Consider the following 18,633-nt stretch of genomic DNA (forward strand, 5'->3'; position numbering starts at 1 on the left):
CATGAGAACGGCTCCCGCGCCTCTCCGGCGGGAGGTTTAGGCATGGACATGCTCGCGCGGGGGGACGCGCGGGACGGGATCGCTCCCCGGCCCGATGGCATCCGCGAGCTGCCGCTCTCGTTCGGCCAGGAGCGCATGTGGTTCCTCGACCGGCTGGAAAGGACCGGCGGTGGCGGCGCCCACAACGTCTTCATCGCCGAACGGCTCCGGGGACCGCTCGACCCGGACGCCCTGGAGTGGGCGCTCGCCGAGATCGTGGCGAGGCACGAGATCCTGCGGACCCGCTTTCCGAGCAGGGACGGCGCTCCCGTCCAGGTCGTCGACGAGCCGCGCCCGACCGGCGCCCGGCCTTACACCGGCGGGGCCGGGACCTGGGACGAGGCCGGAGCGCGGAACGCGGCGGGGACACGAGGCGAGACCGGGGTATGGGGGAAGATCGGGGCACGGGGTGGGTCCGGAGCGCGGGACAAGGCCGGTTCGTTAACCGAGGTAACCGAGGTAACCGAGGTAACCAAAGGAACCGAAGGGGACCAAGGAACCGAGGGAACCGAAGGGGACCGAGGGAACGAGGGGTACGACCGGCCGTACCTGAAGCTGCTGGACCTGTCGGATCTTCCCGAGGCGGATCGTGAGGCGCGTATCGTGCGGCTCGTCCGGGAGCAGATCGAGCGGCGGTTCGACCTGGCGGGCGAGCCGCCGCTCAGGGCAGGCCTGTTGCGCCTGTCCGAGCGGGAGCACGCGATCTACATCGTGTTCCACCACATCGCCGTGGACGGCTGGTCGGTCGGCGTGTTCGCCCGCGAGCTGGTCACGCTGTACGAGGCGTTCCTCGCCGGTGACCGGCCGTCGTGGGCGCCGCTGCCGATCCAGTACGCGGACTTCGCGCTGTGGCAGCGCGGGCGACCGGACGACACGGCGGACGAGCAGCTCGGCCACTGGCGGCGAAGGCTGGCCGACCCGCCGACGCTGGAGCTCCCGACGGACCGGCCGCGTCCCGCGGTCAGGACCTCCGAGGGCGGCTGCGCCCTGCTCCGGCTCCCCGCCGAGCTGGCCGCGGGCGTCGACGGGCTCGCCCGGCGCACCCGCACCACGCCGTTCATGGTGCTGCTCGCCGTGTACCTGGTCCTGCTGTCACGCCGCTCCGGCCAGGAGGACATCTGCGTCGGTACGCCGATCGCCGGGCGGGACAGGGACGAGCTGGAGCCGCTCATCGGGCTCTTCCTCAACACGCTGGTGATCCGCGGGGACCTGTCGGGCGACCCGACCTTCGGGGAACTGCTCGTCAGGGTCCGTCGCGCGGCCCTGCAGGCGTACACCAACGCGACCCTGCCCTTCGACCGGCTGGTGAGCGAGCTGAACGTCCCCAGGGACCTCAGCCGCACGCCCCTCTTCCAGGCCCAGCTCGTCCTGCACGACTACCAGGGCACCGCCCTCACCCTGCCCGGCGTCACCGCGGAGGCGGTCGACCTGGGCGACGCGCGGTCGGCGAAGTTCGACCTGTCGCTGGAGTTCGGGCGGCGGGACGGCGACCTCGAACTCTCCCTCGTCTACAGCACCGCCCTGTTCGACCACGCCACGGCCGAGCGGATGGCGGCGCACGTCGCGGCCATGCTGCGCAGGGCCGTCGCGGACCCCGGCACACGGCTGTCGGAGCTCGGCCTCCCCCCGGAGGCCGAACGCGAGCTGGCCCTCACCACCTGGAACGACACCGCCGTCCCGCGTCCGGAGACCACCCTCCACGACCTGGTGGCGGGCGAGCCCGGCGCGGTCGCGGCCACGTGCGGGGGGCGGAGCCTGACGTACGCGGAACTGGAGACGAGCGTCAACCGGCTCGCCAACCGGCTGCGGCGCGAGGGCGTGCGGCCCGGCGCCGTGGTGGCCGTGTGCGCCACCCGCTCGCTGGAGACGCTGGTCGCGCTGCTGGCCGTGATGCGGGCGGGCGGCGCCTACCTGCCCCTCGACCCGGACTATCCCGCCGAGCGCCTCGCCTTCGTCCTGCGCGACTCGGGCGCGGAACTGCTCCTCACCGAGGAGAGCGTGCGCGGACGGCTTCCCGAGGCCGCCGCAGGCTCTGGGAACACCGGGAACACCGGGAACACCCCGCGGGTGCTGCTCATCGAGGACCCCCTGGCGTTCGCCGGTGAACCCGGCACGCCTCCCGCGCCGCTCGCGACGCCGGACGACCTCGCGTACGTGATCTACACGTCGGGCTCGACGGGCCGCCCCAAGGGCGTCGCGATCGAGCACCGCGCCGTGGTCAACCTGCTGCTCGCCATGAAGGGCCTGCTCGGCGCCGGACCCGGCCACGTCTGGCTCGCGCTCACCTCCCTGTCGTTCGACATCTCCGTACTGGAGTTCTTCCTCCCGCTGGTCAGCGGCGGCCGGGTGGTCGTCGCGGGCAGCAAGGAGGCGCCGGACGCGCTCGCGCTGGTGAGGCTCGCCGCCGCGCACGATGTGACGCACGTCCAGGCCACGCCGTCGGGCTGGCGGGCGCTCCTCGACGCGGGATTCGACGGGCCGAGGGTGACCGCCCTCGCCGGAGGCGAGGCACTGCCGCCCGCCCTCGCCCGCGCGCTGCGAGGGCGCGTACGGACGATGTGGAACGTGTACGGGCCCACCGAGACGACGATCTGGTCCACCCACGAGCCGGTACCCACCGAGCCCGGGGCGGTGGCGATCGGCAGGCCGCTGGACAACACCCGTGTCCACGTGCTCGACGAGCGCTTCGACCCGGTACCCGTCGGGGTGGTCGGCGAGCTGTTCATCGCGGGGACGGGGCTGGCCCGGGGTTACCTGAACCGGCCGGGCCTGACCGCCGAACGTTTCCTGCCCGACCCGTTCGGCCCCCCGGGGTCGCGCCTGTACCGGACCGGCGACCGGGTGAGATGGCTGGCGGACGGGCGGCTGGAGTTCCTCGGCCGGGCCGACGGCCAGGTGAAGCTGCGGGGCCACCGCATCGAGCTGGGCGAGATCGAGGCCGCCCTGGAGACCCACCCGGGAGTCTCCCGCGCGGTCACCGCGATCGTCGACGACATCCTGGTGGCGTACGTGGTCGGGGTCCCGCCCGCCGCCGGTGAAACGGGCCTCGCCGGGGAAGCGGACCTCGCCGGGGAAGCGGACCTCGCCGGGGAAGCGGACCTCGTGGGGGAAGCGGGGCTCCGGGAGCACGTCGCGCGGTCGTTGCCCGCGATCATGGTGCCCGCGGTCGTGGTACCGCTGCCCGCGCTGCCCCTCACCCCGAACGGCAAGGTCGACCGCAAGGCGCTCCCCGCGCCCGGCAGGCCGTCCGCCGGGCACGGCCGCCCGCCGGAGAGCGACCTGGAACGCCGGGTGGCCGGAATCTTCGCCGAGGTGCTGGGCGTGGACGCCGGTCTGCTCGGCGCCGACGACGACTTCTTCGGCCTGGGCGGGCACTCGCTGCTCGCGGTCAAGGTCACCGCGCGGATCGCGGCGCTGCTCGGCGTGGAGGTACCCGTCAGGGAGCTGTTCGGCCGGCCGACGATCGCCGGGTTCGCCGAGGCCGTCGGCACCGCCGCGTCCGGCCCCGCGGACGACGGCGACGGCCGTGCCGGTCCGCTGCACCCGCGTCCCGCCGGTGCGCCGCCCACGCTCTCGCCCGCGCAGGAGCGGCTCTGGCTCATGCACCGGCTCGATCCGGACGACGCGGCGTACAACATGTTCACCGTCTGGCGCCTGCGCGGCGATCTCGACACCGCCGCGCTGGAACACGCTCTCCGGGACCTGGCGGCGCGGCACGAGACCCTGCGCACCCGCTACCCGGAGGTGGACGGCGGGCCGGTCGCGATCACCGACCCCGCGACCGGTCCGCTGATCGAGTACATCGACCTCAGCGGCGAGGAACCGGCGGGCGACGTGCCGGGGGAGCGGTTCACGGAGCGGGAGAGGGAGGCGCGGAGGCTGGTCGCGGAGCGGACCAACGCCCCCTTCGACCTCACGGGCCCGCCCCCGTTCCGGGTCAGCCTGCTGCGCCTGGCCGAGCGCGACCACGTGTTCTGCCTCACCCTCCACCACATCGCGGGCGACGGCTGGTCGCTCAACGTCCTCGCCGACGACCTGACCGCCCTGTACGTAGCGCGCAGGGACGGGACCGACCCCGGTCTCGCCGAGCCGCCGATCACGTACGGGGACATCGCGTTCTGGCAGCGGGGCCACGACGACGCGGCGGCGCTCGGCTACTGGCGCGAGCGGCTCGCCGACCCTCCCGTGCTGGAGCTGCCGCTCGACCGTCCCCGCCCGCTGGTCTCCGCGCACGCCGGGGGGTTCCACCCCTTCCGCCTGCCCGCCGACCTCGCCGCGCGGCTGGAGGAGGTGGCCCAGGAGTGCGGGGCGACCCTCTTCATGGTGCTGCTAGCCGCGTACCAGGTGCTGCTGACCCGCCACACCGGCCAGGACGACGTCCTGGTCGGCTCCTCCTACGCGGGGCGGGACCGCGTCGAGCTGGAGCCGGTCGTCGGCTATCTCGCCAGCACCCTGGTCCTCCGGGGCGACCTGTCGGGAGACCCCTCCTTCACCGACCTCGTGGGCCGCACGCGGAAGATCCTGCTGGAGGCGATGGCGTACCAGGAGGTGCCGTTCGAGAAGCTCGCGACGGAGCTGGAGGTGGAGCGCGGCCTGAGCCGCACGCCGCTCTTCCGGACCATGGCCATCCTGCACAGCCAGGACGACGGCACCAGGGACTCCTTCGCCGACCTGGATCTGGAGTTCTTCGACGCCGGGTACCGGCAGGCCAAGTTCGACCTCATGCTGGAGATGTGGCGGGACGACGACGGGCTCCTCCTGGTGCTCGGCTACGACGCCGAGCTGTTCGAGGCCGAGACCGCCGCCCGCCTCGCCGACCGGTTCGCCGTCCTGTGCGGCGCGGTCGGCGCCGACCCCCGCCGGGCCCTCTCCGCGCTGCCGCTGCGCACCGAGGAGGACGACGCCCGGCTGCGCGTCCACGAGGAGGCGACGGCCCACGTCCCGGGTCCCCTCGTGCCGGACCTCGTCGCGGAGGCGACCGCCGCGCACGCGGACGCGACCGCGGTGGGCTGCGGCGACGAGACGCTGACCTACGCGGGCCTGGAACTCCGCGTCGCCTCGCTGGCCGCGGTGCTCCGGCGCCGGGGTGTCGTACGGGAGACGGTCGTCGCGGTCCTCGCTGACCGGTCTATCGACGTCGTCGCGGCACTGCTCGCGGTGTGGCGCGCCGGTGGCGCCTACCTGCCCGTCGACCCCGAACTCCCGGCGGAACGGGTAGGGACGCTCCTGTCCGGCAGCGGAGCCGCCCTCCTGGTGACGGCCCGCCACCCCGAGGGGCCGCCGCCGGTGGACGTCCCGGTGCTGTTCCTGGACGACCTGGAGATCGGGGAGCCCGGGGCGCCCGAAGGGACCGCGCATCCCACCGGCGGGGACGACGCCGCGTACGTGATCTACACCTCGGGATCCACCGGACAGCCCAAGGGCGTGGTGGTGGAGCACCGGGCCCTGGCCGACCGGGTGGCCTGGATGAGGGAGGCGTACGGGCTGGGGCCGGGAGACCGCGTCGTCCAGTTCGCGGCGCTAGGCTTCGACGCGCACGCCGAGGAGATCTATCCCGCGCTGGCCTCGGGGGCGGCCCTCGAACTCCTGCCGGGCGGCGCGGTCACCCTTCCCGAGGTGCTCGCCGGGCCCCGGGGGCGCGAGGTGACCGTGCTGGACCTGCCGACCGCCTACTGGCACCGGCTGGTCGACCAGATCGACGAGGTGGCCTGGCCGGAACGGCTGCGGCTGGTCATACTCGGCGGCGAGCAGGCGCACGCGGAGGCCGTGGCCCGCTGGCGGGAGCGGTTCGGCGACCGGGTCCGGCTGGTCAACACCTACGGGCCGACCGAGGCCACGATCATCGCCACCGCGGCCGAGCTCGGCCCCGCCGACACCGAGGGACGCCCGCCGATCGGACGGCCCGTCGGCGGCACCCTGGCGGTCGTCGCCGACCCCCGCGGCCACCACGCGTCACACGGAGCCCCGGGAGAGCGTCTCCGCCGCGTGCCGCCCGGTGTCCCCGGGGAGCTGCTCCTCGGCGGCGCGGGGCTCGCCAGGGGCTATCTCGGCCGTCCGGACCTGACCGCCGAGCGCTTCCTCGACGATCCGGAGGCGGGACGGCTCTACCGCACCGGGGACCTGGTCCGGTGGCGCGCGGACGGCCTGCTGGAGTTCCTGGGCCGCGTCGACGACCAGATGAAGGTCCGCGGGTTCAGGATCGAGCCCGCCGAGATCGAGGGACGCCTCCTCGCCCACCCGGGCGTGCGGCAGGCGGCGGTTACCGCCCGCGAGGACAGGCTGGTCGCCTACGTCGCGGGTTCCGCCGACCCGGCGGAGCTCCGGCTCGACCTCGCCGTGGCGCTCCCGCCGTACATGGTCCCTGACGTCTGGGTGACCCTGGACGAGCTGCCGGTGACCACCGGAGGGAAGATCGACCGCCGCGCGCTCCCCGCGCCCGGCCTCGACCCCGCCGGGGACCGGCCCTTCGTGGAGCCGAGGAACGACGCCGAGTTCCTCGTGGCGGGCGTCTGGCAGGAGGTGCTGGAGGTCGGCAAGGTCGGCGCGTTCGACGACTTCTTCGCGCTGGGCGGCCACTCGCTGCTCGCCGTGCGCGTCGGCTCCCGCCTGCGCAAGGCCGCCGGGATCGACGTTCCCGTCCGAGAGCTCTTCAGGAACCGTACGGTGGCCGATCTCGCGGTCGTGGTGGAACGGATCCTGATGGAGGAGCTGTCCGCGCTGTCGGACGAGGAGGTCGCCCGAATGCTCGGCACGGACGGTTCCTGACCACCTCACCCCCGCTCACCTCGGCCCGTCCTCTCATGAGGAGCGGCGGGCCGGGGGAGAACCCGACGCCCTCCCGGGACCGGAACCCGGGGGTCTCCCACTGGAGGTACCGAATGAGTCACCCGGACGTCGCCGGTCCGGCGGGTCAGGCCGACCCGGTGGAGCCCGCCGTCACCGCCGTTCCATTGGGGAAGACCGTGCTGGCCGAGCGGCCGGAAGGGACGTCCGGGGACTCCCTCCGGCTGTGGCTGGCCGGGGCCCTGTCCACGGCGTGCGACGGGGAGATCTCCGCCCAGGAGATCCTCGACTCCGACAGCTCGTTCGTCGCCCTGGGGATCACCTCGATCGCCACGATCCGCCTGGTCGACGCCATCGAGGCGGAGCTGGACATCATGATCGATTTTGGCGGTGACACCTGGTTCCTCCAGGACCTGGACGCCCTGACCACCTACCTGACCGACCTCACCCGCCCCTGAGCGCCCCCGGGTCTTGAGGAACCACCGCCGGACACGAGCCCGGCACCCCACCGGGCGCCCTGAGCGACCGGCTCGGTCTCCCCGCTCGCGCGCTGCCCGGGGTTCTGACGGGGTCGGCCCCTGTCAGGAGTGACCCGCGCGGCCGAGGGCGATCCTGGTGGTCTCCTCGGGGTACGGCGACAGGCGTACGGCGTCGGCGGCGGACAGGAGACCCGCGATCACCCGCTCGCAGAGGCGGGCCAGGGCGGAGATCTCCGCGTGCTGGGCGACCACGAACGCGCGGCCGACCGGGTCGCCGTGACCGGGAACGACGACCGCGCCGCCACGGCCGGGGGCGGAGGCGACAGCGTCACCGTGACCGTGCCCGAGGCCGGCCGCGCCCCCGAGGGTGGAGCGGTCGACGGCCGGATCACCGAGGCCGTGCCCGAGGGCGGTCGCGCCGCCGTGACCGGAGAGGGGCGCGTTGTCGGGTCCGCCGTCGAGCAGGGCGAGCAGTCCGGCGACCGTGGCGGGCCATTCGAGGGGGTAGGCGTCCTCGTAGGCGGGTGGCGCGCCGTTCTCCACCAGGTCCCCGGCGAAGGTCACCCCGGCGTCCGGCACGTGGACGACCAGGTCGTTGCCGGAGTGGCCGCGGCCGAGGTGGGCCAGGACGATCGGGCGGCCCCCGACGACCAGCCGTGCCCGGTCGGTGACGAGGTGGTCCGGTGGCACGATCTCGGTCCTCGCGATGTCGTCGGCGATGTCCGCGCGCCCCAGGTCCCGGTAGTAGCGTGCCCACTCGTCCCTGGCACGGTCGCCGTTCTCCACCAGGTCGGCACGGCAGTCCTCGTGCGCCCAGACGGGACGGCCGAGGAACGGCCGGGTGCCGAAGCTGTGGTCGAAGTGCGAGTGGGTGATCGCCACCGTCCACGGGTCACGGGTGACGCGCCTGACCTCCACGAGCAGCTCCGCGCCCTGCCGCTCGTCCCCCCGCGTGTCGACCACCAGGCAGCCGCCGTCGCCCATGACGAGCCCCACCGACAGGTCCAGCTCGGCGTACCGCCGCACCAGCACCCGGTCCGCCACCTCGATCCACCGACCCTCCACGAGCCGTATTCTCCCCGATGCCGATGCCGATGCCGATGCCGATGCCGATGCCGATGCCGATGCCGAGCCGGTCCCGGTCCGCCCCCCGCCTTCCGGGGGCCGTTCAGCCTCGCAGGTACGTCACCACCGCCAGCACCCGGCGATGGTCGTCCTCGGCCGGTGGCAGGTCGAGTTTGGTCAGGATGTTGCCGATGTGCTTGCCGACCGCGGCCTCCGACGCCACCAGGGCTCTGGCGATCGCCGCGTTGGACCGGCCCTCGGCCATCAGGGCGAGCACCTCCCGCTCGCGGGGGGACAGCCGCTCCAGCGGGTCGCGGCGGCGGCGCAGCAGTTGCCTGACCACCTCGGGGTCCACGATCGTCCCGCCTCCGGCCACGTCGCGCAGCGCGTCGACGAACTCCTCCACGTCGCCGACCCGGTCCTTGAGCAGGTAGCCGACTCCGGTGCCGTCACCGGAGTCCAGCAGCTCGGCCGCGTAGGTCTGCTCGACGTACTGGCTCAGCACCAGCACGGGCAGGCGCGAGTCCGCCGCGCGGAGCGCGACCGCGGCCCTGAGGCCCTCGTCGGTGAAGCCGGGCGGCATCCGCACGTCGCGGCCTCGAAGGCCGAGACCAGCCGGGACCTGGACCGGGTGAGCTCGACGACCCGCCTGGCCTCGTCGCTCTGCCGGGGACCGAGCAGCGCGCGGGCCACCAGCCCGTGCGGCACCGCGAGCGCCGTCAGCGGGTACGAGAACAGCACGAGCAGGACGACCCCGAGCAGCGCCGCGAGGAACGCCTCGGGATAACCGCTGATCAGCCAGAACTTGAGCAGCCTCACCTCCCCGTTCTCCTGGACGGCGATGGGCGCGTACACGGCCGGCACCGGACCGGCGATCCCGTAGATCAGGGCGACCAGTTCCGTCGGCCAGAGGACGGTGACCAGCGGGCCGGTGTAGGCCAGTTCCCGCCAGGTGGCCTGCTCGCCGAAGCGCGTCCGCGCCCACGCGCGCAGGCCCGGCCGGTCGGGCTCGCGGTGTGGCGACTCCACCGGCTCCGAGTCGATGATCCGCAGGCGGCGGCGCTCCAGCGCGGCCACCGGTATCCCGCCGAACCCCAGCGCCACCATGAACAGGATGCCCACCACCACCAGCGTCAGCACCGCGCCGACGGCCAGGCAGACCAGGACCACCACGAGTGTGACCGCGCCGACGAGGACGCTCGTCAGCAGGTACGCCACCGAGCGCCACGGCCACCATGTGGCGAGCAGGTTCCACCGGGTGAGCGCCTGCCAGGCCGCCCGCGATCGCGTCAACCGACAGTACGGCCCGTGCGGGCATGCCCTCCACCTGGCCAGACCTACTCCGGAGGTATGGCCAGGCATACCTGGAAGATTGGGCTCCGGCGCCCTGCGGGCCGTACCCCCGTGGCGGTCTGATGGGGGTACGAACAAGACGGCGGTACCCGCGGACCTGCGGACATTCCTGACGGCGGCGGTGCGCAGGCAGCGCGTGGTGGGCGCGATCGCCCCGAGTTCCCCGGCACTGGGCAGGGCGCTCAGCGCGGTGGTCCCCGCGCTGGGCCCGTCGGTGGTCGTGGAACTGGGGGCCGGTACCGGTCCGGTCAGCGAGGCCATCCGGGCGCGGCTGGCCCCGGGATCCCGCCAGCTGGCCGTGGAGATCGACCCCGGCATGGCCGCGCACCCGCGCCGGACGAAACCCTGGATGGAGACGATCGAGGGTGACGCCGCGGACCTCGGCGAGCTCCCGGCCGGTGCCGGGGTCGACCGGGTGGACGCGGTCGTCAGCACGCTGCCCTGGTCGCTGTTCCCCGGGGAGCGGCAGGAGCGGATCCTGGCGGGCGTCGGCCGGGCGCTCGCGCCGTCCGGGGCGTTCACGACCTCACCTACCTGTCCGCCCTGCCGCTCGCCGGGGCCAGGGCCCCGCGCCTGCGGTTGCGGTCGGCCTTCGACGAGGTGCTGACCACCGGGCCCGTCTGGCGGAACCTGCCTCCCGGGGTGGCGTACGTGTGCCGCAGGCCGATAGTCCGCTAGCCTCCGCCCGGTCCGCCCGGTCCGCCCGGTCCGCCCGGTCCGCCCGGTCCGCCCGGTCCGCCCGGTCCGCCCGGTCCGCCCGGTCCGCCCGGTCCGCCCGGTCCGCCCAGTCCGCCCGTCCGGCCACTGGCGGACGGGCCGCTCGCGAGATCGAGCGCCGTCACCTCCGCGGCGGCCAAGCGGGCGAAGCGGCCGGCCTCCGGCTCACCGCTTGGGGTGGACGGTCTCCTGGACGACCTCGGCCAGGGCGGTGATCAAGGGGGAGTGCCGGGCGGTCTCCCAGGCCAGCACGACCGTGCTCGGCGGGGCGTCGGCGACCGGGACGTAGACGACGTCGGACCGCGGGAACAGGAAGTTGATCGAGGGCGGGAGGAACGCCACACCGCGTCTCACCCGGACGTACTCCACGATCTCCTCGATGTCGTGCACGGCGGGCCCGGAGCGGGGCCGGGTCCCGTCGGGGCGCGGGTCGATCCTCCAGAAGGCGTTCCACGCCGGGTCGGCGTCGGCGTAGTGCAGGAGGGGCTCGTCGGCGATGTCATCGAGACTCAGCGAGGACTTGGCCGCCAGAGGGTGGTCGGCCGACAGCAGGACGGTGAACGGCTCGGTGTACAGGAACATCGTGCTCAGTCCCTCGGAGATCAGGGGGAGCCGGACGAGGCCGGCGTCGACGCGGCCGTCGAGCAGGGCCTCGCTGCGGTCCTTCGAGTGCAGGCGTTTGAGGTGGACGATCACGTCGGGGTGGCGCTCGGCGAGGCGTCGCAGGGCCGGAGCGGTGTCAATGCCGAGCATGAACCCGACGGTCAGGTGGTGCCCGTCCTCACCGGCGCGGCGCGCTCTGTCCCGGACCGCGTGGCTGGCGGCGAGCAGCCGCCCCGCGTCACGCAGCAGCTGTTCGCCCGCGGGAGTGAGGGCGACCTCTCGGCTGGTACGGACGAAGAGTTCGACGCCCACGTCGTGTTCGAGTTGCCTGATCTGCCGGGAGAGCGCGGGCTGCGTGATGTGCAGCGCCTCGGCCGCCTGGCCGAAATGCAGCCGCTCCGCCACCGCGACGAAGTAGCGCAGCTTGCGCAGATCGAGATCCATTCGAGCACCACTCCCGCCTGATCGCGTTCATCGATGTCCGGAGGGCATCGATGACGTCAGAACAGGCCTTGGACGTACGGCGAAACTTGATGAAAGCTTGGTCCAGACGGTCGTACGAGGCCCGATGACCAGCCAGAAGCCGCATCAAGCCCGACCTGTGCCACCCCGTTCTCCTGAGTTCTCCCGAAGCCTCCTGAGTTCTCCCGGGGTCTCCTGAGTTCTCCTGTTGTCTCCCGAGGTTCTCCCCGGGCCCGTCGCGCGCCGGCGCCGCCGTGGTGAACGCCCCGCCGCCGATCGAGCCCGACGCTCCCCGGGCCGGCCCGGTCGAGGTCATCGGAGTCGTCGCGGGTGGAGCCCGGTTCTCCGGCCTCGGCTCACTGTCCGGCCCTTACCCCTCCGCCCGCCGCCCAACCTGTTCCCGGCCGCGAGACCACGCGGCAGAAATCATCCACATCAAGTACAGAAAGGAATATTCGTGGAGAAGGGCAATCTCGCGCGGGTGATCGCGCTCGCGGGTGCGAGCGTCGTGCTGTCGTTCGGCCTGAGCGTGCTGGGCGCGCCAGGGTGCGCGGCCGTGATGGGCGGCGGCGCCGCGCGGGAATCGGCGTCGGCCGTGTCCAACAACTGTGACTTCCCGACTTCCGTACGCCCCGGCAGCACGTACGTCACGAGCCGGAGCAGTTGCTACAGCTGCCTGTACGAAGAGGTCAGCGCGCACGCCAGATACCCCTGGCGCGACTACTACTGCACCTACAACCCCTACAGCGACCTGAGCGACCTGCATTACATACCGAAAATGCCGATAAATGGGGCCAGAGATGTCGGGACAGCACCATGGGAGCCCGGCGCCCTCGGCGGGAAGCCGCGCCCGGCCCGGCCGGTGGCCGGGTGACGCCCAGGTGACCGCGAACCCGTCAGCCCAGGACCCGGCCGACCATCCGCGCGTACATCCGTCCCGGGCTCGGCACCGACGCCGGGTGCAGGAAGCCGGGAAGCATCGGCAGGTCCACCGCGAAGGGCTGCAGCCGCTCGTAGAGGACGTCGGCGCCCGAGGGACGGTCGTCGGGGTCCTTCTCCAGCAGCTCGGCGACGAGGCGGTTCAGCTCGTCGGGGACCCCGGGCACCTCCCGAGGGCGTTCCTTCACCTGGCGCTCGAACACGGCGTACTCCGTGGGGCCGGTGAACAGCTGGCGGCCCGTCAGCATCTCGTGGATCACGCACCCGAGGGCGTAGAGGTCGCTGCGGGGGCCGGACAGGCCGCGCTGGATCTGCTCGGGCGCCATGTACGACGGGGTGCCGAGGATCTGGCCCACCCGGGTGAACTGCGTCGAGCCGGACTCGCGGAGCACGGCCAGGCCGAAGTCGAGGACCTTCACGCTCCCGTCGGGGCAGAGCATCAGGTTGGTCGGCTTCAGGTCGCGATGGTAGATGGACAGCGTGTGGGCGGCCGTCAGCACCGCGCAGGCCTGGGCGGCGATCGCCGCGGCCCAGGGCACCGGGAGCGGGCCGTGCTCGCTGACCACGTCGGCCACGGTGACGCCCTCGATGAACTGCATCACCTGGAACAGCCGCTGGTCGAAGGTGCCGAAGTCGTACAGCACCGGGGCGCCGGGGTGCTCCAGCCTGGCCAGGATGCGGGCCTCGCGCAGGAAGCGCCGCTTCAGCTCCTCGTCGGGGCCGGTGAGGAACTTCAGGAACTTGACGGCCACCCTGCGATCGAGGTGCTTGTCGTGGCCGCCGTAGACGGCTCCCATGCCTCCCTGGCCGAGAGGAAGGTCGTCGAGCACGTATCGGTCGCCGATGACCATCGACCCTCCCATGGACCTGCGGGCGTCACGCCCCTTGGTCGCACGGCCGGAGATGACCGTCGACCAGTCCGTCAAAGCCTAGCCGGAGCAGCGTTTCCCCCAGCGTCCGCGTTTCGCGCAGTCTGTCCTCCAGGGCGAACAGCTCACGGAAGGCCGTACCGTACATCCGCTGGTCGGACAGGGGAAGCATGGGCACCCGCGCCCGCCGCACGTCGAGGCGGCTGGAGCTGGGATGGATCCTCGCCGCGTCGGCCGAGCGCAGGAACCCGGCCAGGAACCCGGAGTCGAGCCGCTGCGGGTCGACCCGGTAGAGCGTGAGCTGCGGGCCGAGCGCCGCGCCGCTGTGGGTGATCACCCTGACCGCGCCCAGCGCGGTGGTCACCACGTCACCCGGCCTGATCATGACCAGGGCCGGGTCGAGGGTCGTGCGGCCCGAGGGCGGCGCGCCCGCCGCGGTGTCGTCGGCGGTCAGCACCGGGAGCGGGCCCTCGTCCGCGGACATCCTGGCCGGCGCCTGCAGGATCGTGATCAGGCCCGCCTTGGCCAGCTCGCCGACCGTGGTGGTCGGCAGGTCCTGCCGCTCGGCGAGCGGCTGCAGGGCGGGCGTGGCGTCCGGCAGCAGGGCCGAGGTCTCCTGGAACCTGGCCAGGGCGTCGGTGAAGTCGCGCAGGAAGTCGAGGCCGCCGTGCTGGGGGCGGTGCCTGGACGGGGTGAGGTCGACCTCGTCGTCGAGCAGGTCGATGATCCGCACCGTCCTGCTCTCGCCGGACAGCTCGGCCTCGGGGTCCGCCACGTACGCGCGCCAGGCGGGCTCCACGATCGACAGGTCCTCGGCGGCGTCCACCACCAGCAGCTGGGACGGCGGGCGCCCGCCGTCGGGCCTGCGGAGCATCCACAGGTCGGGGCCGCCGGGCGCCAGCGTCACCACGGCCCGCAGCGCCCCGGCCCGGAGCAGGTTGCCGCGGATCCGCTTGCCGGGACGGCGTCCGGCGGCGGCGGTGGGCATCAGGATCGCCACCAGGCCGCCCGGCCGCACCCGGGCCAGGCAGTGCTGCACCCAGGCCAGCTCCGACTCCCCGCGCGGTGGCAATCCGTACTCCCAGCGCGGGTCGCCGGCGAGCTCCTCGTGTCCCCAGACCCGCTCGTTGAACGGCGGGTCGCAGACGACGGCGTCGGCGGGCTCACCGGCCAGGCCGTCCTCGCGCAGGGAGTCACCGGCGACGATCCGCGCCTCGGCGCCGCGCAGCAGCACGCGTACGGCGGTGAGCAGCGCGTTCGTCTCGTTGATCTCCTGCCCCATCAGGGCGGTTCTCCGCGTGTCCTTCGAAGCGTCTCGCCGAGCGTTCTTCGGAACGTCTTTCCCGGCGTCCTCCGGAGCGCCCGCGCCTGCCCGGGAGGCCGCGCCTGCCCGGGAGGCCGCGCCAAGCAGCAGGGTCCCGATGCCGCACGCGGGATCGAGGACGACGCCCCCGTCCCCGGCCGCGAGCCGGACCATGAGCGCGGCCACGTCGTCCCTGGTCGCAGGGAGCTGGCGGGAGTGGGCCTCGGCGTAGCGCCCGAACAGGAACTCGAAGACCTCCAGGGGGCCGTGCTCGGCGGCCAGCTCGGCGACCAGCCGGACGAGGGCCATGTCGTCCAGGCGGAGATCGGCGGAGCCGGGCAGATCCGTCGTCACCTCGGCCACGCGGGTGAGAGACTTCGTACCATGATCACGCCAGGCGGTGGGTTCGCGGCGCAGGAACAGCAGGAACGCGCCGACCCTGGCCACCAGCTCGCCCAGTCTGAGGTCGTCGACCGAGGTGCGCATCCGCTGCCAGACCAGGTCGCCGAGCGAGACCTCGAAGGACTTGCCGTTCGCGCGCAACCACACGGCGATCTCGGGCAGGGAGAACAGCGGGCTGGAGGCCGTGCCGCCCACGGGCTGGGGAAAGTCCTCGTGGCGGCGGCGCCAGTTGCTCACCGCTGCCCTGCCGACCCCGGCGAGCCGGGCGATGTCGCCCGCGTTCACGGTGATCTCCTGACTCTCCTCCATGATGGGCCACAGTAGTTGACTGTGCCGCAACGGTCTACAACGACTTTGCTTGTGAAGTGCTTCAACCAATGATTTACTGCCCTCATGGCACTGAACCAACCACTTGCACTGCGCTACGCGGCCCGCTCCGACGTGGGGGTCCGCCGTGAGGCCAACGAGGACTCGGGCTACGCGAGCGCGCGCCTGCTCGCCATAGCCGACGGCATGGGTGGTCACGCGGGTGGAGAGGTCGCCAGCTCACTTGCCGTCACCGCGATGGCGAAGCTGGACGACACCCTGCCCGCCGGCGGTGTCGACCTGCTCGCCGCGCTCAAGGACGCCGCCAGGGACGTGAACCACACGCTGCGCGACATGAGCGAGCAGGACCCCACGCTCCGCGGGATGGGCACCACCCTGACCGCGATGCTCTGGGACGGCGCCACCTTCGCGTTGGCCCACGTCGGGGACTCCCGGGCCTACATGCTGCGCGACGGCGCCCTCTACCAGATCACCCACGACCACACCCTGGTCCAGTCACTGGTGGACGAGGGGCGGATCACCCCGGAGCAGGCCGCCGAGCACCCGCGCCGGTCGATGGTGCTGCGGGTCCTCGAAGGCACCGGCGACGGCGAGCTGGACCTGTCGCTGCGCGAGGCCTACCCGGAGGACCGCTACCTGCTCTGCTCCGACGGCCTGACCGCCGTGGTCGGCCCCGAGACCCTGTTCAACACGCTGACCGAGATCTCCGACCCCGACGAGGCCGCCCGCTGGCTCATCGACCTGGCCAACCGGGGCGGCGGCCCCGACAACATCACCTGCGTCGTGGCCGACTTCGTGGCGCCCATGGACGCGGCCCAGGCAGGCCCGACCGTCGTGGGCGCCGCGGTCGAGCGGAGACTCTCCCTCTGACCCGCGGCCCCGCGGGCCCGGCCCCCGGGCCTCTGACCCGCGGCCCTGCGGGCCCGGCCCCCGGGTCCCGGGGGCTCCGGCTCTCCCGGTCTTGCGGGACCCGACAGCGGGCCCTCACCGGCGGACGTCCTCACCGGCTGACACCCGTCGGCGGACACCCGTTGGCGGACATCCTCACCGGGCGGGCTCCTGGCCTCGGGAACTCACCGGGTCACTCCCAGGTGCCGCCGGTGATGCGCTCGTACGCCTCGACGTAGCGCGCCCGGGTGACCTCCACGACCTCGGCGGGCACCTCCGGGGCGGGCTCCTTCTTGTCCCAGCCCGTGCCGGTGGCCCAGTCGCGCACGTACTGCTTGTCGAAGGAGAACTGCGCGTGGCCCGGCTCCCACCGGTCGGCCGGCCAGAAGCGGGAGGAGTCGGAGGTCAGCACCTCGTCGCCGAGCACGAGCGTGCCGTCGGCGGCCCGGCCCAGCTCGATCTTGGTGTCGGCGATGATGACGCCCCGCTCCGCGGCGAGCTCGGAGCCGCGCCGGTAGACCTCCAGCGTGATGCGCCTGAACTCCTCGGCGGCCTCCGCGCCCTCCTGGGAGACGACGTCCTCGAAGGAGATGGGCTCGTCGTGCTGCCCGAGCGGCGCCTTGGTGCTCGGGGTGAAGATCGGCTCGGGGAGTCTGGAGCCGTCGACCAGTCCGGGCGGCAGCGGCACGCCCGAGACCGACCCGTGCGTCTGGTACTCCTTCAGCCCGCTGCCGGTCAGGTAGCCGCGCGCGATGCACTCGACCTGCACCATCTCCAGCCTCCGGCACCGCACCGCGCGCCCCTCGAACTCGGCGGGCACGTCGGTCGCCGAGATCACGTGGTTGGGCACGATGTCGGCGAGCTGCTCGAACCACCACAGCGACAGCCGCGTGAGGATCTTCCCCTTGTCGGGGATCGGGGTGGGCAGGATCACGTCGTACACCGACACCCGGTCGGACGCCACGAGGACGATGTCCCCGCGATCCTCGTAGACGTCGCGGACCTTCCCGGAATGAAGAAGCTTCACTGCGTTCCTTGCTCTCGCTCGACCCGGCGGCCGCCTGCGGGCCCCCGGTCGCTGGCCGACACCTGCTCACCGTATTCGACCTCACCGTATTCGGTACCCGGCGGCGCCCCGCGCCCGCCCTGCCGGACGACCGCCTCCCGCCGGGGGGACGACCCCGGCGGGAGCCGGTCCAGGTGTCGCCAGGCCCGAGTGTCTCCAGGCCCGGGTGGCGGCCGCGCCGCCGGGTGCGTGCGTGAACCCGCTTCGCGACGGTGCGGACCAGCCTTGCGACGGTACGGGCCCGCCGATGCCGGAGGGCACGCCTACCCGGCGCTGCGGCCCTCCGTGCCGGCGATGCCGATCGTGCCGGTCGAGCCGCGCAGGCCGAAGCCGTACCGGTACTCCTGCCGTCCCTTCGGGGTCGTGAGCACGTCGCCGATGTCGGCGGTGACCAGCCGGTGCCACACCCCGCCGGTCTCGGCGTAGGAGGTGATCCTGTCGCCGGACAGCAGCAGCGCGAAGCGGTTCCCGGGTTCGGGGGAGAGCGAGGACTGGCCGGGGGTGTCGAGGTGGACGCCGTTCACCCGGACGTCGATCCCCGTGTCCTTGCGCGCGTTGTTGTACCAGGCGGTCACGTAGTCGTTCCCGCCCTTCACCCAGCCCACGAAGACGCTGTCCTCCGGCTGCCCGGTCCCGGCGAACGTGCCGGTCGTCAGCACGCTGACCGCTTGGTCGGAGGACGGTGTCCCGGTCCCGGCGACCAGGCCGAAGAAGGGCGTCGGGCCGGTCCCGGCGAACTTCCCCGATCCGGCGGTGGTCACCGGCAGGATCTCGTTGCCGTTCTCCCGGTACGCGGCGTACTGCCCGGAGGTGTCTTCGGCGAACCGGTCGACGACGTCGACCGGGGGGAACGCCGCGAGGTCGAGGGACGCCCCCGCCTTCGGCGCGCTCGCCGCCTTCTCCTCACCGAACAACGGCGGCACGAGCAGCACTCCGGCCGCCACGGCCAGTGCCGTGAACGTCGCCGCCACCGCGATCACCGCTGCACGTACTCGCTGACGATGTACGGCCGCCCGTCCGCCAGCCCGGTCGCGATGACCCTGGCCGTGCAGAACGCGGCCACGCTCGCCGCGACCTCCGCCTCGCGCAGGAACCGCCGCCGGATCACCGGGTCGGCCGCCGGCCTGGCGTGCAGCACCTTGATCGCCACCCGCGCCCCGCCGGGCGACTCTCCCAGGTAGACCGCGCCCTGCCCGCCCTCGCCGAGCAGTCGCGAGACCCGGTGGTCACCGATCCGCTCCGGCGTTCCGGACCCCGGCCCGCGAGGACCCGTCACCGCTCACCATCGGCTGATCTTCCTGTGTCGCGCACACGCTACTCCGGCACTCCCCGCGCCGC

At 73.2% G+C, this 18,633-nt stretch carries 13 protein-coding genes and 1 pseudogene; 5 read left to right on the forward strand and 9 right to left on the reverse strand.

What is annotated here, in order from left to right:
• The first annotated feature begins 42 nt into the window (after positions 1–42).
• Both ACSC1Q_RS21790 and ACSC1Q_RS21795 read left to right on the forward strand, forming a co-directional pair.
• Positions 43–6,804 carry a non-ribosomal peptide synthetase gene (locus tag ACSC1Q_RS21790; RefSeq protein ID WP_436760535.1) on the forward strand — a complete coding sequence of 2,254 codons (6,762 nt, stop codon included), beginning with the start codon at positions 43–45 and terminating at the stop codon, positions 6,802–6,804.
• Between the two features lie 113 nt (positions 6,805–6,917).
• A complete protein-coding gene (locus ACSC1Q_RS21795) occupies positions 6,918–7,280 on the forward strand; it encodes an acyl carrier protein (protein WP_436760536.1) in 363 nt (120 codons plus the stop codon).
• A 123-nt stretch (positions 7,281–7,403) separates the two neighbouring features.
• On the opposite strand, the gene ACSC1Q_RS21800 is transcribed toward ACSC1Q_RS21795, so the two are convergent.
• The 3 genes and pseudogenes from ACSC1Q_RS21800 to ACSC1Q_RS21810 all read right to left on the reverse strand — a co-directional run bounded on the left by ACSC1Q_RS21800 (position 7,404) and on the right by ACSC1Q_RS21810 (position 9,728).
• Complete coding sequence (locus ACSC1Q_RS21800; RefSeq protein WP_436760537.1) at positions 7,404–8,366, reverse strand: MBL fold metallo-hydrolase; 963 nt, start codon at positions 8,364–8,366, stop codon at positions 7,404–7,406.
• A 103-nt stretch (positions 8,367–8,469) separates the two neighbouring features.
• Positions 8,470–8,973: pseudogene (locus ACSC1Q_RS21805) on the reverse strand (response regulator transcription factor); the annotation flags it as partial.
• Complete coding sequence (locus tag ACSC1Q_RS21810; RefSeq protein ID WP_436760538.1) at positions 8,865–9,728, reverse strand: sensor domain-containing protein; 864 nt, start codon at positions 9,726–9,728, stop codon at positions 8,865–8,867. The gene ACSC1Q_RS21810 and the pseudogene ACSC1Q_RS21805, both read right to left, overlap by 109 nt.
• A gap of 112 nt (positions 9,729–9,840) precedes the next feature.
• Between ACSC1Q_RS21810 and ACSC1Q_RS21815 the strand changes: the two genes are divergently transcribed.
• A complete protein-coding gene (locus ACSC1Q_RS21815; RefSeq protein ID WP_436760539.1) occupies positions 9,841–10,326 on the forward strand; it encodes a class I SAM-dependent methyltransferase in 486 nt (161 codons plus the stop codon).
• A 275-nt stretch (positions 10,327–10,601) separates the two neighbouring features.
• On the opposite strand, the gene ACSC1Q_RS21820 is transcribed toward ACSC1Q_RS21815, so the two are convergent.
• Positions 10,602–11,483, reverse strand: a complete 882-nt coding sequence (locus ACSC1Q_RS21820; RefSeq protein WP_436760540.1) for a LysR family transcriptional regulator — start codon at positions 11,481–11,483, stop codon at positions 10,602–10,604.
• 475 nt (positions 11,484–11,958) lie between these two features.
• Between ACSC1Q_RS21820 and ACSC1Q_RS21825 the strand changes: the two genes are divergently transcribed.
• Entirely contained in the window at positions 11,959–12,375 is a 417-nt protein-coding gene (locus tag ACSC1Q_RS21825; protein ID WP_436760541.1) for a hypothetical protein, read from the forward strand.
• 22 nt (positions 12,376–12,397) lie between these two features.
• Here the strand turns inward: ACSC1Q_RS21825 and ACSC1Q_RS21830 are convergent, their stop codons facing one another.
• Together ACSC1Q_RS21830 and ACSC1Q_RS21835 are read right to left on the reverse strand one after the other, a co-directional pair.
• Positions 12,398–13,291: a serine/threonine-protein kinase gene (locus ACSC1Q_RS21830; RefSeq protein ID WP_436760542.1), complete on the reverse strand. Its 894-nt coding sequence runs from the start codon at positions 13,289–13,291 to the stop codon at positions 12,398–12,400.
• Positions 13,292–13,316: 25 nt separating this feature from the next.
• Positions 13,317–15,323, reverse strand: a complete 2,007-nt coding sequence (locus tag ACSC1Q_RS21835) for an N-6 DNA methylase (RefSeq protein ID WP_436760543.1) — start codon at positions 15,321–15,323, stop codon at positions 13,317–13,319.
• Between the two features lie 84 nt (positions 15,324–15,407).
• Here ACSC1Q_RS21835 and ACSC1Q_RS21840 point away from each other — a divergent pair, with 84 nt between their 5' ends.
• A complete protein-coding gene (locus ACSC1Q_RS21840) occupies positions 15,408–16,211 on the forward strand; it encodes a PP2C family protein-serine/threonine phosphatase (RefSeq protein WP_436760544.1) in 804 nt (267 codons plus the stop codon).
• Between the two features lie 211 nt (positions 16,212–16,422).
• On the opposite strand, the gene ACSC1Q_RS21845 is transcribed toward ACSC1Q_RS21840, so the two are convergent.
• From ACSC1Q_RS21845 to ACSC1Q_RS21855, 3 genes are all read right to left on the reverse strand, one after another.
• On the reverse strand, positions 16,423–17,256 hold the full coding sequence (locus ACSC1Q_RS21845) for a phosphoribosylaminoimidazolesuccinocarboxamide synthase (protein ID WP_436760545.1): 834 nt from the start codon (positions 17,254–17,256) through the stop codon (positions 16,423–16,425).
• Between the two features lie 302 nt (positions 17,257–17,558).
• Positions 17,559–18,266, reverse strand: a complete 708-nt coding sequence (locus ACSC1Q_RS21850) for a hypothetical protein (RefSeq protein ID WP_436760546.1) — start codon at positions 18,264–18,266, stop codon at positions 17,559–17,561.
• Between the two features lie 5 nt (positions 18,267–18,271).
• Positions 18,272–18,571, reverse strand: coding sequence for a protein kinase family protein (locus ACSC1Q_RS21855; protein WP_436760547.1), 300 nt, complete (start codon positions 18,569–18,571; stop codon positions 18,272–18,274).
• Positions 18,572–18,633 lie beyond the last annotated feature (62 nt).

Source organism: Streptosporangium heterodermiicola, assembly GCF_051390675.1.
Taxonomy (GTDB): Bacteria; Actinomycetota; Actinomycetes; order Streptosporangiales; family Streptosporangiaceae; genus Streptosporangium.

Bases quoted from the DNA above. Each gene is read 5' to 3' on its own strand.
- ACSC1Q_RS21790 (WP_436760535.1), top strand. From the start codon at position 43: ATGGACATGCTCGCGCGGGGGGACGCGCGGGACGGGATCGCTCCCCGG.
- ACSC1Q_RS21795 (WP_436760536.1), top strand. From the start codon at position 6,918: ATGAGTCACCCGGACGTCGCCGGTCCGGCGGGTCAGGCCGACCCGGTG.
- ACSC1Q_RS21810 (WP_436760538.1), bottom strand. From the start codon at position 9,728: ATGCCTGGCCATACCTCCGGAGTAGGTCTGGCCAGGTGGAGGGCATGC.
- ACSC1Q_RS21820 (WP_436760540.1), bottom strand. From the start codon at position 11,483: ATGGATCTCGATCTGCGCAAGCTGCGCTACTTCGTCGCGGTGGCGGAG.
- ACSC1Q_RS21830 (WP_436760542.1), bottom strand. From the start codon at position 13,291: ATGGTCATCGGCGACCGATACGTGCTCGACGACCTTCCTCTCGGCCAG.
- ACSC1Q_RS21835 (WP_436760543.1), bottom strand. From the start codon at position 15,323: ATGGAGGAGAGTCAGGAGATCACCGTGAACGCGGGCGACATCGCCCGG.
- ACSC1Q_RS21840 (WP_436760544.1), top strand. From the start codon at position 15,408: ATGGCACTGAACCAACCACTTGCACTGCGCTACGCGGCCCGCTCCGAC.